The sequence below is a fragment of the Alteromonas gracilis genome, from assembly GCF_043642145.1.
In the GTDB taxonomy this organism is placed as follows: Bacteria; Pseudomonadota; Gammaproteobacteria; order Enterobacterales; family Alteromonadaceae; genus Alteromonas; species Alteromonas gracilis_B.
The window spans coordinates 257,060-272,690 of sequence record NZ_JBHZRZ010000003.1; the positions used below are offsets into that span (position 1 = coordinate 257,060).

At 44.4% G+C, this 15,631-nt stretch carries 16 protein-coding genes; 11 read left to right on the forward strand and 5 right to left on the reverse strand.

What is annotated here, in order from left to right; genetic code table 11:
- The first annotated feature begins 16 nt into the window (after positions 1 to 16).
- Entirely contained in the window at positions 17 to 1,972 is a 1,956-nt protein-coding gene (locus ACHUFN_RS08060) for a beta-propeller domain-containing protein (protein WP_394221827.1), read from the forward strand.
- 75 nt (positions 1,973 to 2,047) lie between these two features.
- Here ACHUFN_RS08060 and ACHUFN_RS08065 read toward each other — a convergent pair whose 3' ends face one another.
- Together ACHUFN_RS08065 and ACHUFN_RS08070 are read right to left on the reverse strand one after the other, a co-directional pair.
- Positions 2,048 to 2,365 (reverse strand): EscU/YscU/HrcU family type III secretion system export apparatus switch protein, encoded by a 318-nt coding sequence (locus tag ACHUFN_RS08065; RefSeq protein ID WP_394221828.1) that lies wholly within the window; start codon positions 2,363 to 2,365, stop codon positions 2,048 to 2,050.
- An 11-nt stretch (positions 2,366 to 2,376) separates the two neighbouring features.
- Complete coding sequence (locus ACHUFN_RS08070) at positions 2,377 to 5,013, reverse strand: flagellar hook-length control protein FliK (RefSeq protein WP_394221829.1); 2,637 nt, start codon at positions 5,011 to 5,013, stop codon at positions 2,377 to 2,379.
- Positions 5,014 to 5,340: 327 nt separating this feature from the next.
- On the opposite strand from ACHUFN_RS08070, the gene ccmA reads away from it, so the two are divergent.
- The 10 genes from ccmA to ACHUFN_RS08120 are packed head-to-tail and all read left to right on the forward strand — an operon-like array spanning position 5,341 to position 13,624.
- Positions 5,341 to 5,964 carry a cytochrome c biogenesis heme-transporting ATPase CcmA gene (gene ccmA, locus ACHUFN_RS08075; RefSeq protein WP_394221830.1) on the forward strand — a complete coding sequence of 208 codons (624 nt, stop codon included), beginning with the start codon at positions 5,341 to 5,343 and terminating at the stop codon, positions 5,962 to 5,964.
- Positions 5,964 to 6,629: a heme exporter protein CcmB gene (gene ccmB, locus ACHUFN_RS08080; RefSeq protein WP_394221831.1), complete on the forward strand. Its 666-nt coding sequence runs from the start codon at positions 5,964 to 5,966 to the stop codon at positions 6,627 to 6,629. Before ccmA ends, ccmB begins: the two co-directional genes overlap by 1 nt.
- The gene (locus ACHUFN_RS08085; RefSeq protein WP_394221832.1) at positions 6,629 to 7,429 is read left to right on the forward strand and encodes a heme ABC transporter permease; all 801 of its coding nucleotides are present in this window, start codon (positions 6,629 to 6,631) and stop codon (positions 7,427 to 7,429) included. The genes ccmB and ACHUFN_RS08085 overlap by 1 nt, the downstream gene beginning before the upstream one ends.
- Position 7,430: 1 nt before the next feature.
- Positions 7,431 to 7,640, forward strand: a complete 210-nt coding sequence (gene ccmD / locus ACHUFN_RS08090) for a heme exporter protein CcmD (protein ID WP_394221834.1) — start codon at positions 7,431 to 7,433, stop codon at positions 7,638 to 7,640.
- A 51-nt stretch (positions 7,641 to 7,691) separates the two neighbouring features.
- Positions 7,692 to 8,186 carry a cytochrome c maturation protein CcmE gene (ccmE, locus tag ACHUFN_RS08095; protein WP_394221835.1) on the forward strand — a complete coding sequence of 165 codons (495 nt, stop codon included), beginning with the start codon at positions 7,692 to 7,694 and terminating at the stop codon, positions 8,184 to 8,186.
- A 3-nt stretch (positions 8,187 to 8,189) separates the two neighbouring features.
- Positions 8,190 to 10,262, forward strand: a complete 2,073-nt coding sequence (locus ACHUFN_RS08100) for a heme lyase CcmF/NrfE family subunit (RefSeq protein ID WP_394221836.1) — start codon at positions 8,190 to 8,192, stop codon at positions 10,260 to 10,262.
- Positions 10,259 to 10,915 carry a redoxin family protein gene (locus ACHUFN_RS08105; protein ID WP_394221837.1) on the forward strand — a complete coding sequence of 219 codons (657 nt, stop codon included), beginning with the start codon at positions 10,259 to 10,261 and terminating at the stop codon, positions 10,913 to 10,915. The genes ACHUFN_RS08100 and ACHUFN_RS08105 overlap by 4 nt, the downstream gene beginning before the upstream one ends.
- A gap of 32 nt (positions 10,916 to 10,947) precedes the next feature.
- Positions 10,948 to 11,445 carry a cytochrome c-type biogenesis protein gene (locus tag ACHUFN_RS08110; RefSeq protein ID WP_394222099.1) on the forward strand — a complete coding sequence of 166 codons (498 nt, stop codon included), beginning with the start codon at positions 10,948 to 10,950 and terminating at the stop codon, positions 11,443 to 11,445.
- Positions 11,442 to 12,746: a c-type cytochrome biogenesis protein CcmI gene (gene ccmI, locus ACHUFN_RS08115; protein ID WP_394221838.1), complete on the forward strand. Its 1,305-nt coding sequence runs from the start codon at positions 11,442 to 11,444 to the stop codon at positions 12,744 to 12,746. The genes ACHUFN_RS08110 and ccmI overlap by 4 nt, the downstream gene beginning before the upstream one ends.
- Positions 12,747 to 12,748: 2 nt before the next feature.
- A complete protein-coding gene (locus ACHUFN_RS08120; protein WP_394221839.1) occupies positions 12,749 to 13,624 on the forward strand; it encodes an MlaA family lipoprotein in 876 nt (291 codons plus the stop codon).
- Positions 13,625 to 13,663: 39 nt separating this feature from the next.
- Here the strand turns inward: ACHUFN_RS08120 and ACHUFN_RS08125 are convergent, their stop codons facing one another.
- The 3 genes from ACHUFN_RS08125 to ACHUFN_RS08135 form a co-directional block, all read right to left on the reverse strand.
- On the reverse strand, positions 13,664 to 14,128 hold the full coding sequence (locus ACHUFN_RS08125; protein WP_394221840.1) for a hypothetical protein: 465 nt from the start codon (positions 14,126 to 14,128) through the stop codon (positions 13,664 to 13,666).
- Positions 14,129 to 14,231: 103 nt separating this feature from the next.
- Entirely contained in the window at positions 14,232 to 15,254 is a 1,023-nt protein-coding gene (galE, locus tag ACHUFN_RS08130) for a UDP-glucose 4-epimerase GalE (RefSeq protein ID WP_394221841.1), read from the reverse strand.
- Positions 15,251 to 15,553, reverse strand: coding sequence for a DUF6170 family protein (locus ACHUFN_RS08135; protein WP_394221842.1), 303 nt, complete (start codon positions 15,551 to 15,553; stop codon positions 15,251 to 15,253). The genes galE and ACHUFN_RS08135 overlap by 4 nt, the downstream gene beginning before the upstream one ends.
- Positions 15,554 to 15,631 lie beyond the last annotated feature (78 nt).

Here is a 15,631-nt window from a genome sequence, read left to right on the forward strand (position 1 = left end):
AAAAAGGAAATGAAACATGAAATCGAAACACGGGATAGACAAAATATCAAAGTGCATGGCAGTACTCATATTTTCAACATGTATTATCACGGCGTGTAGTAGTGGTGATAATGATGAAGTGATTGAACAGCCTCCTCAACTCTCATTAACCACCAATTCGGACACTCCCCTTGGCACGAGCCCTAATATAACCGCAAGTGAGTACGTCAAAAATGGGCTGTACATTGTTGGTACTCGTCAGGTGACAGCGCCAATAGGAGGCGAGCTTTCTACTCCCGCCTCAGAAAAGAACTTTTCGTTAACTAATACACAAATTGAAGGAGTCGACGAGGTTGACCGCATAAAATACGATGGTGACTATGTATATGTAGCGAACTTACCTGAACTAGACGAGCAAAAAGGGTATGTGAAAAATCTCAGAATCTTAAAACGACAGAATGACTTCGCTCTAAAGCGTGTTGCTGAATTGCCTCTTGCATCTGAACGAATCGTTTCAGGTTTATATCTTAACGAAAATTACTTAAGCGTAATTTCCAGTTTCGATCCTGGCTACATAACAAATGGCATTACGGCGTCAACTAGCCCAAGCTACGACTATGAAGATGAAACATTCATCGACATTATCAACGTCGCTAGGCCTGAGTTTCCCGAAAGAGATTTTCAAATTCAAATTGACGGAAGGTTAATAAGCTCTAGAAAAATTGGCAACCACCTTTACTTAGCCATACAGTATTTGCCATCAATGAACAAACTGCCTGCAGTCGATAATAGCCCTGCTAGCCTTCTGAATTTCTATAAACATATTCAGGCGCTAGACAACGAATTCTTAGTTCCTGAGATAACAATAAATGACCAATCGCTGCCGCTTTATACGTTGGATGAATGCCTGATCCCAGAGAACTCTGAAAATTTGAATGGGCATACTCAGCTGGTAAGCTTTTTGAAGATAGATATGACGTCACCGCTAGATTACTCGGCGCTTTGTGCAGTTGTTGAGGCGCAGGGCTTATTTATGTCTCACGAGAATGTTTACTTGCATGCTGAACAGGAAGAGGAAACCATTTTTCATAAAATTTCTTTTGCCAATGGCTTGGAATATCAAGCAACAGGCAAGGTTGCAGGCACATTTGGGTTTAGAAGTACTCCACAATTGAAAATGGCAGAACGAGAGGGACATTTCATCGCTTTAACAACAAAAGAGCAATGGTCAGAGGATCCTGAACATCACCTTCATGTCCTAAAGCAAGAGGGGCAAGAGTTAGTTGAAGTTGCGTCTTTACCGAATAGTGACAACCCTTCACCTATTGGAAAGCCTGGGGAAGATGTTTACGCCGTTCGATTCTTCGATGACAAAGCCTATGTAGTTACTTTTGAGCGTTTTGATCCTCTCTATGTTATAGATTTAAGTGATTTAGAGGCGCCGACTATACAAGGGGAGCTAATTATTCCTGAATTCTCGAACTATTTGCATCCTATGGAGAATGGCCTGTTGCTAGGGATTGGCCAGCGAACTTCTTTCACAGCGCAGCCGGTCAATGATGAGCAGCCGGCAACAACCCCTATAGAAGATGGCATAAGAGTACGTTTATTTGATGTGTTAGACCCCGAAAACCCTGTTATGTTAGATGAATTTGTATGGCCAGATAGCTACACTGGCGCCGAATACGACTACAGATCGCTGTCAGTTTTAAAAACATCGAACGGATATAGGTTTTCACTTCCTTTAGAAACGTGGAGTGGCGGTAACGATGGCTGGTCATTAACCTATAGTCTGAAGCTACTGGAAGTTGACAATAACACGCGATCTATAAATTTAGAAAATAGCATGACTTTTAAATACGATGAGGAAAATTACTACAGCAGTTATGACGACCGGAGTATTTTACATGGCGATCATGTGTATTACTTGAGAGGAAATGCTATTTATCATACTAAATGGCAGAAGAACTCACCCGTAGACGGACCGTTTTAGCGTAAGTGAGTAGTTTTTATTTTAGAAGTGTGATCATAGAACTCGCCTCAAACGCTAGTGCTTTTGGGGCGACATCTACGCTTCAAAATCTATTCGTTTGATAATTCCCTCCCAGCCGGGAGGGATTTTTCCTTGTAAAACATAGGAATATGCAAGCAGTTCCGCAATGACGTAATAGAGGGACTCTGGTATGTCCTGACCAATATCCAGTGTACCGAGCACTTCGCTTAAGTACGGATCTTCGTGTATCAAAATGCCGGTTTCTTCTGCCATGGCAATTATTGCTTCAGCCAAATCGCCATAACCTTTTGCCACGACTTTAGGCGTGTTCTTTTTGTTTCCACCTTCATATTTCAACCCAATAGCGCGTTTAGCTTTTTGCGAATCACTCATAATCCCTCCATCTATACTCTAGTTTCAAAAATTTGATGAGGGCGAATGTTTAACGTATCGGGTATTTGCCCGCGCTGGTAGCTTGAACTTTCGATAACAAGCCCTAACGATGTAAGGCGTTTTTGTAAGTAGGGTAGGGTATCGCCTATTCTTCGTAATACTTCATCATTTGAGGCGTATAAGTCGAGAGTAATAGTGCTTTTATCAATTTTTGATTTAGCTAATACTTGTCCTCTATCCCCAATGTCTAGCTTCATCGTTATGTTCCAAAGTGACCGTTTACCATCATGAGACTGCTTATTGTTTGGTCCACTGTGTTCGCGCTTTATCAATAGTTCGGGCGGGCTTTGGTGTTGGTAAAGCGATGGTAAAATATAATAAAAGCTGTCTTGCCCTTGTATGCGGCTGTCTACGTTGGCTATTTTGTTTTGCTGATGATTACTCAACAGCGTTTTAAGCTGAGAGATAAGTTGCTGGCGACTATCTAGCTGATTGATATCTTGACTAACGCGGCTGGGCTGAGTGGAAACCCCCATATTGGTAAGGGTTTTCGAGACAATTGAGTCTGGTGCATCTATCTGAGTTTTTATATTAGGCTGTCGTTGCATTGCACGCCCAGCAAGCGCCAGTTGCAACAATGCAACCAGCCCTTGAACAAAACTCGATGAATTTACCGGTGAAGTTAAATTTATTGGTGTGGTTACAAGCGCATGGGTTGATATAAGTTGCTGTAATCGTTGTGATAAGCCTTGTTCATTTAAATCAAGCCCTATCTTTTTAAACCCGCTTTTCACTTCTTCACCCGCTAATAAAGTTTCACCAGCTAACCCTTGGGCTAATTTACTATCTGAGATTGTCGATAAAGTGTCTGAGATAGGTGAGGTGGTAGATACGGGAGCATCTGCTCCTTTATTCTGAGCTGCGGAAAGTTGCTGAATGATACTGCCTAATGCGCTATTTAGGAGACCGCCAGAGAAGCTTTTGGCTTGGGCACTTAAGGCTTGTGCAACGGAAGCTATAGAGGGTTTTACTACACTATCTTTTACCGGTACTTGTTGCGTGCTAGCCGCCTCAGACTGATTTGCTTCTTTGCCCTGTAACGAAGCATGTTTTTGCATTAAAAGCACCTGTTCGTTGGTCGGTTTAGGTGGCCCAATGAAGTCTGCTTTAGATTGGGATATTTGAGAAGCTTTAGCACTAAGCGCATCTAGGCCTTTAAGGTGCTGCATTATCTTATCAAAGTGTTGATTGCCCTGAGCATTTGACAAAGCTGCGTCTGGCTGTAATTTCCCGTTTTCAACAATTGCAATCAACTGGCTTAGCGCCTGACTTGTGCTACCTGTTTGACTTAATAACACGCGAGACAGCGCTGTAATTGCATTGTGCACATCTGTGCCTTTAAGCGCTGTGGGGTTTTCTGCTTGAAGGTTAGCGATTGTTGGCGATTTGTTTGAAATATTACTTGCCGCGCTGGTCTCAATTCCTTTTGCCGTTACTTGGGGTAATTGCGACAGATTAAGATTGCTTATTTGATCGAGTGTCAAAGTTGGTATTGAAAGTGATGAACCAGTGCCTTGAGGAACACTAATTTGCATTATTGCATTTTGCTGAGCACTGCGAATAGAAAGCGTGGAATCTATCAACGTAAGTGCAGAAAGCGCTTTCATTGTGTTGGTGGTTGCACCAAAATTTGCTATTAAATTGTTTAAACCAGCTGGATTGCTTGGCTTGTGTTCTATCGCCACGCCACCTTGTTTTAGTGCGCTATCAATGAGATTTTGCTGTAAGTTGGTACTTACATTTTTATGAGCAACAAAAGAAATAGTATTTTGCGCTGAACTCTTAACACTACTGTTGATGCTTGCAGCATTGTCTGTGTTTGTATGGATTTGAGATATTTGCAACGTGATACTGCCGCTGCCTGCGCGACTTAAATTGAGTATTACTTGCTGACCAACCAGTTTTTGAAGCGCGGACCTCGCGCTACTATCTAATTTCTCAGTATTGATGCCGGTTAGCGGCACCACCTCATTTTTAGATGTAGTGAGCATGAGTTGCCCAAAACTTTCGCTTTTTGTAGAGATAGAAAGCTGACCTTTAAGGCTGACAGCTGCATTATTAGCGGCGAGTGTTTGCGCAACCGCTTTTAACAAGTCAGCTTTATCTTGTGCCGACAATGAAACGTTTTGTTGAGATAGCTGTGTTGATAGCAATACCGCAGACGGGCTGTTGGAAGAGCTTTGCGCATTGGTGCCCGCAGCGTTTAATTCAGACGCTTTTGATGTAGAAACCTGGGCTTCTGGTAAAAGTACAAGCTGTGCATTTTGAATAGGTTGCTTAGCAAGCTTGTTGTTAACCTCCGCTGGCAAATTTACGCTTATAGTTTGTGCTTGAGATGGCTTCGAACTACTACCTTCGACAGTGCTAATAGACAACACTCGTTCTGGCTCACGCTTTACAGCCACTTTTGCGGCATTATCTATTGACGTTGCCTTTGAAAGTGCTGCATTCGTTATTGTTTGAGGTGCATTAGTGCCAAGCGTTGCGTTTGTCGTGTTGCTACTTGCCTGCGCTGTAGACGAGGGCGGAGCAGAGCCTGATGACTGGCCTGATACATTTGCCAATAAAGATGATAATGGTGTTGTCATAATTGAGATATCGGCACTAATACACTTTTCATTACTAATAAGAGTATAGCTGGATTTAGTTCTCCTCTGTCACGTATTAGGTTGACGTTGCACTCTTCCTCTGTGTGTTGCCATAGTGCTTAAACAACAGCGAATTAAAATAGTATTAATTTCAGTGAGTCGCGGTGAGCAACAAAGAAACCTCCTCTGTAGTAGAAATGCGTTAGGAAAAAGTCTTTGTCGTTGAAGTAAATCATATTTAATTGGAATTCGCGACTGCGAAAAAGCGTTCATGTGGTAGACTAGCGCCATTTTTTAAATCCTCTTTTTTATCGGAGTAGCTAGGTTGTGCTAGAGGCGTGTAGTTTAACGTGCAGCAAACGAGACAGAACCCTTTTTGAAGGGCTTTCGCTGGCAGTTAATGCTGGTGAGTTGCTGTATTTGCGCGGGCCTAATGGAGCAGGTAAAACCAGCTTACTTCGTATTCTTACTGGGTTGAGTACACCAGATGCTGGGTCTGTTCTATACAATGGCGCAGATATAGCCGATGACAAGTTTATCTTCCATCGAGACCTTTTCTATCTTGGACACAAAAGCGGGACTAACGGCAGCCTTTCAGCCCTAGATAATTTGGCATTTTGGTTAGCTCAGCATAGAGTTACGGCATCCACTCAAACCCTTTATGACGTGCTAGAGAAAGTGGGGTTAGTTGGATTGGAAGATGTGCCCGTAAGGTATTTATCGGCAGGGCAGCAGCGTCGTGTAGCGCTTTCGAGGTTGTGGCTGAAACCTGCAAAAGTCTGGATATTAGACGAGCCCTTTACCGCACTAGATGTAAAAGGTGTCCAAATGCTTGAAGCGAGTATGAAGGAGCACGTTGCTAATGGCGGTATGATAATCACCACATCGCATCAACCTTTGTCTGATATCGCTGGCTCACATCGTACCTTTGACTTGGAGTACCGTTTCTAATGTCACTTTATCAAGGTATCTTTAAACGCGACATGCACATTGCATTTAAGCAAAAAGCAGAGCTGGTACAGCCTTTGATGTTTTTGCTTATGGTGGTGACGCTGTTTCCTCTGGGAGTGAGCCCTTCTCCTGATACCCTTCAGCGAATTGGTCCGGGGGTTATCTGGATTGCAGCGATATTGTCGTCGCTTATGGCAATGGAAAGGCTATTTCGCGATGATTTTCAAGACGGCTCGTTAGAGCAATACATGCTTTCAGGTATGGCATTACCGGCAGTGAGTGCAGTAAAAGTAGCAACCCATTGGCTAGTAAGTTTTGTTCCTTTACTATTACTGTCGCCGCTATTAGCGATGTTTTTAAATTTGACAGTCGATATGTATATAGCGCTTATTTTAACACTCTTAATCGGCACCCCCTTACTGTCATTAATAGGTGCTATTGCTGTGGGGCTTACCGTTGGGTTGCAAAAAGGTGGGATTTTATTGGCACTCCTGCTAATCCCTGTCTTCATTCCGTTACTGATATTTGCCACGTCGGCTGTGGATTCTGCCGCACTGCAATTACCTTATCATGCGCAACTTGCTATTATTGCCGCCATGCTTTTACTGGCTGCGGCATTGGCACCGTTTGCCATTGCGTATTCTTTAAAAGTGAGTCAAAACTAATGTGGAAGTGGTTACACCCATATGCAAAAACAGAGCGCGCTTACCAGCTTTGTTTAACGTTACAGCCTTGGTTTTGGGTTGGTGCTTTAGTGTGTTTAAGTGTAGGCACCGTATGGGGCCTGGCCTTTGCACCTCAGGATTACCAGCAGGGTGATTCTTTTCGGATTATCTACATTCATGTGCCTAGCGCCATTTTGTCTATGGGCACCTACGTTGCCATGGCAGTAGCAGCTCTTGTGGGCATGGTGTGGCAGTGGCGCACCGCTTATATGAGCATGATTGCAATGGCACCGATTGGCGCAGTGATGACCTTTGTCGCACTGTTCACTGGAGCGGCTTGGGGCAAGCCCATGTGGGGCGCATGGTGGGTGTGGGATGCACGTCTTACCTCAGAGCTTATTCTACTTTTCTTGTACATGGGCGTTATTGCCCTTTATGGTGCATTTGAAGACAAACAGCAAGCGGGCAAAGCGGCTGGCGTGATGGCACTTGTGGGTGTAGTAAATGTCCCTATTATTCACTACTCGGTAGAATGGTGGAACACGTTACACCAAGGGGCGACCATCAGTAAATTCGACAACCCATCAATTGCACCTGAAATGCTGTGGCCGTTGTTAATTAACTTATTAGGTTTTGCCTTTTTTATCGGCGCGGTAACCACGGTGCGCTTGCGTAATGAAATTGTGTTACGAGAAATGCACAGACCTTGGGTGCAAGCGCTGGCTATAGGGCAGATGAGCGGGATGACGCCAAAACAGCCCAGCGATTCAGCAAACCCTAGTTTGAAGGAGGGCAGCTAATATGCAGTTTGAATCCTTTGCCGATTTTATCAATATGGGCGGCTATGCGTTTTATGTGTGGCTGTCGTTTGGCGTTACATTTGCGGCCATGGCAATTATCGCTATTCAGAGTTTTATCAAACACCGCAACCTTTTACAGCAAGTTGTGGTGGAAAAAGAACGCAAAGCGCGAATTAAAAAAGCGCGACAGCAACAGCAAGCCAGTACTTAGCATTAACTTGCGTTTTTTATCATTTATTAGTTTTTTCGAAGTGAGAGTTGCATGAACCCGAGACGAAAGCAGCGACTAGCCGTAGTGGGAATTATCGGTTTTTTAATTGTAAGTGCAATTGGATTGATGCTTTACGCACTAAACGACAGTATTGACCTTTTCTATACACCAAGCGAGATCATAGAAGGCAAAAATGGGCAAAAGCCACAGGTAGGCCAGCGTCTTCGAATAGGTGGAATGGTGGTTCCTGGAAGTGTGAAGCGCGACAGTGAAAGCTTAGCAGTGAGTTTTGACCTAATAGATACCGGCCCTACCGTTACTGTGACTTACACTGGCATTCTTCCTGATTTGTTCCGTGAAGGTCAAGGTATTGTGGCCACTGGCGTACTGACTGGCGCAAGTAACATTAAAGCGCAAGAAGTGCTTGCAAAACACGATGAAGAGTACATGCCTCCCGAGCTTGCTGAAAAAATGAAGGGTATTAAGCACATAAAACCCGACAATGTGCCAAGCTACGAATCTTCAAACGGTGCTGGGAGCAAGTAAAGTATGGTGCCTGAGATTGGAAATATTGCACTGACCCTTGCGTTAGTACTGTCTATTTTATTGGCGGTTTACCCGCTATGGGGCGCACATCGTCAGCATGAAACCCTTATGGCCACCGCTAAACCTCTAGCTATTGGGCTATTCACCTTTACCCTTATCGCCTATGTGTGTTTAACCTACGCTTTTGTCACCGATGACTTTAGTGTGGCTTACGTGGCACAGCATTCAAATAGTCGACTTCCTATTTATTACAAAATTACCGCCGTGTGGGGCGGACATGAAGGCTCGTTCTTACTGTGGGTGCTGATGCTTTCAGTTTGGACAGTGGCAGTGGCCATTTTTAGCAAGGGCATTCCTCTTGCTATGGTGGCAAGAGTACTTTCAGTGTTGGGAATGGTAGGTATTGGTTTTTATCTGTTCATGCTGCTAACCTCAAACCCGTTTAACAGCATGTTGCCGTTTTTTCCTGTAGACGGGCGAGATTTAAACCCGCTGCTACAAGACTTTGGCATGATCATTCACCCGCCTATGCTCTACATGGGTTATGTGGGCTTTTCAGTAGCATTTGCCTTTGCTATTTCTGCATTAATATCGGGTCAGTTAGATTCAACTTGGGCTCGCTGGTCTCGCCCTTGGGTCATCTCTGCGTGGGCGTTTTTAACAGTAGGTATTGCGCTAGGCAGTTGGTGGGCGTATTACGAACTTGGTTGGGGCGGCTGGTGGTTCTGGGATCCTGTTGAAAATGCGTCTTTTATGCCATGGCTGGTGGGCACTGCTCTTATGCATTCGCTTGCGGTCACTGAAAAGCGTAAAGCGTTTAAGTCGTGGACAGTACTGCTTGCTATTGCGGCATTTAGTTTAAGCTTGCTAGGCACTTTTCTAGTACGCTCTGGTGTAATTGTTTCGGTGCACTCATTCGCTAGTGATCCTACACGTGGTTTATTCATCTTAGGCATATTAATTGTGCTTAGCGGTTTTGGCTTATTGCTTTACGCTATGCGTGCAGCCTCACTTAAAAGCCCTGGTCGCTATCAAGCGTTTTCGCGAGAAGTATTGTTAATGGGCAACAATGTGTTTCTTTGCGCAGCAACGTTAGTCGTACTACTTGGCACTTTGCTACCGCTTGTTCACAAAGAGTTAGGCCTAGGCAGCATTTCGGTGGGCGCGCCTTTCTTCAACCAAATGTTTACTTTACTGATTGTGCCCTTTGTATTGATGCTAGGGCTTGGCCCGTTAACGCGTTGGAAACAGCAAACAGCCAGTGAACTGCAAAAGCAGCTTTTAATTGCCGGCGGCATTGCCTTAAGCGCTGGTGTGCTAGTGAATTTTGCTTACGATGAGCCCACCTATATGGGTGTGTTGGGGATGGTATTGGTGTTTTGGATATTGGTCACCACAGTGCAAGAGGTGATGCAGCGCTTGTCGGCGATGCCATCTGGTAGTGCTAAAAATAATGCTGAAAACACGTCGGTTCTTTCTAAACTTCGCAAACTTACGCCAAGCCACTGGGGCATGGTGTTAGGTCATGTAGGCTTCGCCATTTGCATTATTGGTATTACGCTGGTTTCTAACTATGAAATGGAGCGCGATGTGCGCATGGACATTGGCGATACCGTTTCTCTTGGTGGCTACGAGTTTAACTTCAAAGATGTGCGTAAGGTTCAAGGGCCTAATTTTGAAGCGGATAAGGGCGTGTTTGACGTGTATCAAAACGATGAGCTGATCGCGCATTTAGAGCCAGAAAAGCGTCTGTATATTGTGCAGCGCATGCCAATGACAGAAGCCGCTATTCACTCAAACCTAACCAGAGACTTATTTATTGCCATGGGCGAGCCTTTAGATAACGGGGCTTGGGCTATTCGTATTTATATAAAGCCGTTTGTCATCTGGTTATGGGCAGGAGCAGTTGTGATGGCCGTTGGCGGTATCCTCTCTATCAGTGATAAGCGTTACCGCATGGCGAAAGTGAAAAAGATAAAGCGTGTATTTGGTGGTAAAGGTGAGAACGAGGCATTGCAACCTCACACTCAAGGAGCAGCAACATCAAATACTTCAGTGAAAGGAGGCGCACAATGAAAAAAGCACCACTCGTTGCCATTCCATTAGTGTTGTTCTCTTTGCTAGTTGTTTTCCTGTTTAAGGGGCTTTTCTCAGATCCGCGTGAGCTAGACTCACAGGTACAGGATAAAACGTTACCTGCATTTTCTCTTCCTGATTTGATGCAGCCAGACATTACCTATACGCCCGAAGATTTAAAGGGCCAAGTCACGATATTAAATGTTTGGGGGGTGTGGTGTGTAACATGCGCCGTTGAAATGCCCTACCTGACTCAACTGAAAAATGAGCAAGGTGTACACATTGTCGGATTATATTTCGACCAAGACTTAGATCCAGACTTCGGTACTAAAACGCTAAGCCGCGTTCAGCAAGAAGTCACCGATATGCTTAGCCGCTACGGTAATCCTTATGCTTACAATATTTTCGATGTGTATCGCGATACATCCCTTGATTTAGGGGTGACTGGCGCGCCTGAGCATTTCGTTATTGATGCTGAAGGTATAATTCGTATGCACCATATTGGCGATATTAACGAGCGTGTGTGGAATACAAAAGTTGGCCCGCTGTATAAAAAGCTTGTTGCGAAGGCAAATGGCGATGTTCGCGACAGCAAAAAGGTAGATGGTGATGCGGTGGTGAGCACAGCGGCAAATGCAAAGGAGGGCGAGTGAACAACTTAGTACATTCAGTTGCTTCTGGCAGCTTGCTTCAGCAAAGCGCCAAAGGCGCAGCTTATCTTTCACACTTTAAACAGGCCGCATTCAGTATTGTTGCACTATTATTTGTGTTCTGTACCTATTCGGTAAACGCGGCCGAGGATAAATTTACATTCGACACGCCAGCCCAGCGCGAGAGTTTTTTGAGGCTGACAGCCGAATTGCGCTGCCCAATGTGCCAAAACCAGAACATTGCTGACAGTGATGCCATGATTGCCCATGATATGCGCCGTAAAGTCTACTCACTTTTAAAGCAAGGCAAATCGGAGCATGAGGTGATTGCGTTTATGAAGTCACGCTACGGCGATTTCGTGCACTATCAACCACCTGTGACTGCCGCGACGTTCTGGCTTTGGGCTGGTCCTGTGTTGTTTGTTATCATTGCCTTAATTGTGGTTGTTCGCCGCAAGTCGGTAACACCACCAGAAGATATGGCCGCTAAATTAGCCAAAGCCGATGAAATGTTAAAGCGAGAGAAAGAATGAGTTGGTCTGAGTTTTATATCATTGTTTCAGGCTTAATCACCCTTGTTCTCTTGATCATCGCTTTTCCTTGGTTGCGTAGTAAAAACCACGCTAAACAAGACAGTTTAAGCAATACGCAAATTGTAAAACAACGTTTAGTTGAATTAGAACGCGAAATGCAAGAGGGGCTCATTAGCGAGCATGACAAGCGCCAAGCGGTGGACGAGCTAAAAGTTGCATTGGTAGATGAAAGTGCATTTAAGTCTCACAAGACGGGAAACGCTAAGTTACCTCTGGCAATTGGCGGCGTGTTGGCCATTGCTTGTGGCGCAATTGTATATGGCCAAGTCAATCAAATGAGTAGGGTGGCTCAAGCTAACCAGGCGATTGAAGCGTTATCCGCGTTAAGTCAGCAGTTAGCCAGCGGTAATGCAAATAACCTTTCTCAGCAAGATATTGCAAGTCTCGCATTGGCCATTCGTCAGCGGCTTCGCGAGGAGCCTGAGGATGATACCGGGTGGATGTATTTTGGCAGATTAATGCTGAGCATCGGACAAGAAGTGCAAGCTATTGAAGCGATTGATAAAGCGGTAAGCCTAGCGCCGTCAAATACAGCGAATCGTATTACACTGGCTCAAGCGTTGATGACCACGGGTGATGTAAACAACTTAGCGCGAGCGCAGTCTATCCTATTGGGCTTGCTTAATGACAACCCTGAGAACGATAATCTTGCGCTTATGATGGCAGTGGTCTCTGCGCAGCTTGGTGATTTGGAAAATACCCGTCGTTTCTATCAGCAGGTTGAAGGTAAACTGCCTGCTGACAGTGACATGGCACAGCGCTTAGTTATGCGAATCAATGAGCTTGAAGGTAATACGAGCGAAATGGCTGCGTTGCAAAACGCTGACGCTGCGATGCAGAGTATGTCACGTGAAGGCAGTGATTCCCAGGTGATAGACACTCAGCCGTCAGAAACAGGCTTCAGTGTTAGTGTGACGTTGTCAGAAGAAGCCAAAGTTGATGCACCTAAAGATGGCTTTTTAATTGTTTTCGCGCAAGACGCAAGCTCGAGTAATAAAATGCCTGCGGCGGTAGTTAAACTGCCGATAGGCGATTTTCCCGTTTCTGTAGAATTAACTACACAAAATGCCATGATGCCTCAGTTTACCCTTGCTACGCTTACTGATGTTGTGATTACCGCCAGACTTTCAAAAGATGGTAATGTGGCAGTTTCTGAAGGAGAGTGGCAGGGCAGTATGAACAGTTCTGTTGTAACCAACGAACTCTCTCCAATCAGCGTTATTATTGATAAGGAATTATAAGTATGGATTTGTCAAAATCACTCATAGCTGGGTTGATTATTGCCACAGGTTTTCTAGGTGGCTGCGCGAGTAATAACGCTCAAGAGCAGGCGCAAGCAGCACAATCGGATAATGTCGTAGTCGACACAGCTAACCCTCGTGACCCCTTCGAATCTACCAACCGAGAAATATGGGAATTCAACTGGGAAGTGCTAGACGCTTATATTTTGCGTCCAGTAACCGTCACATACGTTACTGTTATGCCTAAAGTAGCGAGAACGGGTCTAGTAAATATCACTGATAATTTGCAAGAGCCGGCCAACTTTTTGAACAATGTGTTTCAAGGAAAAGTGGATGATGGTTTGGATAGTCTTGCACGTTTCCTTATCAATACGACCGTCGGTTTAGTTGGTACATTTGATGTTGCGAGCAAAATTGGTATCGAAAGAAAACGAGAGCAGTTTGGAGAAACTCTTGCCGTGTGGGGCGTAGAGACAGGGCCATTCTTGATGCTGCCATTTTTAGGCCCAAGTGACCCTAGAAGTTTTACCGGTGACTACGTTGACGGGTTTGCTTTCCCTATGACATTAATTGACGGCACCGTTAATTTAGCTCGAATTGGAATATCTATACTTGAGGCTCGCGCACAGTTGATGGATCAAGAAGCGCAACTAGAGCAATCTATAGACGACTATGCATTCGTTAGAAATGCCTATTTTGAGAACTTAGAATTTCGCGTTACCGATGGACAAAGCGGCGACAAAGCAATTGACGATGAGCAACTGGATGATTTTGCCGATTTCGAGGCTATGTTAGAAGGTAGTGACTTTGATTCTTACAACCTTCCGGAAGAAGGCAAAAAAGAAGATAAAGAAAAAGACGATATCGATAATAAATAGAAACGTCTAATTTTAATTAATTTTTCAGCTGATACACACTCAAAGTTGATTAACTTCAAGTGTGTAATCAGCGGTGTATGCACCTGACAGCGATAAATCATTTTGTAAGGTTAGAGTACCGAAAACAGTTATCGTAAAATCCGCACCATTCCCTTTCACAGTGACATTAACAGGTTGATTATCGTATAATAAAACCGTTCCGCCCTTCGCTCCCGTGAGTTCCGCGATAGGTGCGTATTCTAGAGCTGTATTCGTGCTTCCCGTTATCATAACTTGTACTCTGCTATTTCTTGGCAAGTTGGTCACCAACACCTCTCCTAGCGTAATATCAATATCAGTTGTATCACACGCCCCAGAGATGACACCAAACTTGGACATTGAGCAGGCTAAACTAGATTGGGCAAAAACAGAGCCAAAGTGAACAGGGGCAATTTCACTGATAGTAATCGCTTGAAGGCTAGATGAAACTGACAGTAAAAAGAGAGAAGGAACAAAGTGTTTCACAGGGCGACCTAAATTTTTTTATTTATGGTAGCCAAGAAAAAAGGTTGAAGGAATTAGTCAAAAGTCGAGCACTGAGTAAAAAAGTGCTCGACATTAGCATTACTCAGTCTTTAGGGTAGCCCATTGGGTTCTGAGACTGCCAGTTCCATGTATCTGCACACATATCTTCTAACCCTTTTTCAGCATGCCAGTTGAGCTCTGTTGCTGCTTTAGTTGGGTCAGCGTAACATGCGGCCACATCGCCACTTCTTCGCGGCGCAATCTTATAAGGAACGGTTTTACCCGAGCCTTTTTCAAACGCTTTGACCATTTCCAGCACCGAATAGCCCTGACCAGTACCTAGGTTGTATTTGTCCAATCCCATATTGAGCGATAAACGGTCTAGCGCTTTTAAGTGTCCGTTTGCCAAATCAACTACGTGAATATAATCACGCACACCAGTGCCATCCACTGTGTCGTAGTCATCACCGAATACGCTTAGTTGCTCAAGCTTACCTGTGGCAACTTGTGAAATATAAGGCATGAGGTTGTTTGGTATACCATTAGGATCTTCGCCAATCTGACCAGAGTGGTGCGCACCGACGGGGTTGAAATAACGAAGTAGTACAATATTCCAGTTGTTGTCAGATACATAGAGGTCGCTGAGCATATGTTCAACCATTAGCTTTGACATGCCATATGGATTAGTAGGCTGACCTGTTGCCATATCTTCGCGTAAAGGTAATGACGCCGGATCGCCGTATACTGTGGCAGACGAGCTGAATACGATGTTTTTCACATCGTGCTTTTGCATAGCCTTACAAAGTGTAAGCGTGCCGTAGACATTGTTTTCGTAATAAGAAAGTGGCTTTTGAACCGATTCTCCTACAGCTTTTAAACCAGCAAAATGAATTACAGCAAATATGCTGTGCTCGCTAAAAATATCATCTAATACGGCGGTGTCACGAATGTCGCCTTGAACGAAGGTTACAGACTTACCGGTTAGTTCTTCTACTCGGCGAAGTGACTCTGCGCTTGCGTTAGAGAGATTATCAAGTACTACAACGCTGTAGTTCTGTTCAAGTAACTGTAAAACCGTGTGACTACCTATATAGCCAGCACCACCAGTGACTAAGATGGTCTTCATGCGTTCTCCTTGCTAGACGGTTGCGCAATATACTTTGCGCAGATGGAATATTGAATAGGTTTTATAACCAAAGGGTAAATTAAAAATACCACAAAAGCCCACAGTAACGAGGTCCAATTTGACGCTGTCTGTAGAATTAATGCGAAGACAGGAACAATGACGAGTAACTTAAGCACATTCAATAGCGTTTTCTCTGGCACGGAAAGCCGTCTCGCGGCTTGATCTAGCAACTTAACACGCTCGGTAAGAGGTAGACCTTTTAAGGCTGGAATGTTTCTTGTAGAAAAATAAAACTTCATAGGTTACTCAACCCTTAATAAAAAACCGCCGGAACTTAACGTTGCGGCGGTTATTGTAGGGTAATCGGCTAGCACTTA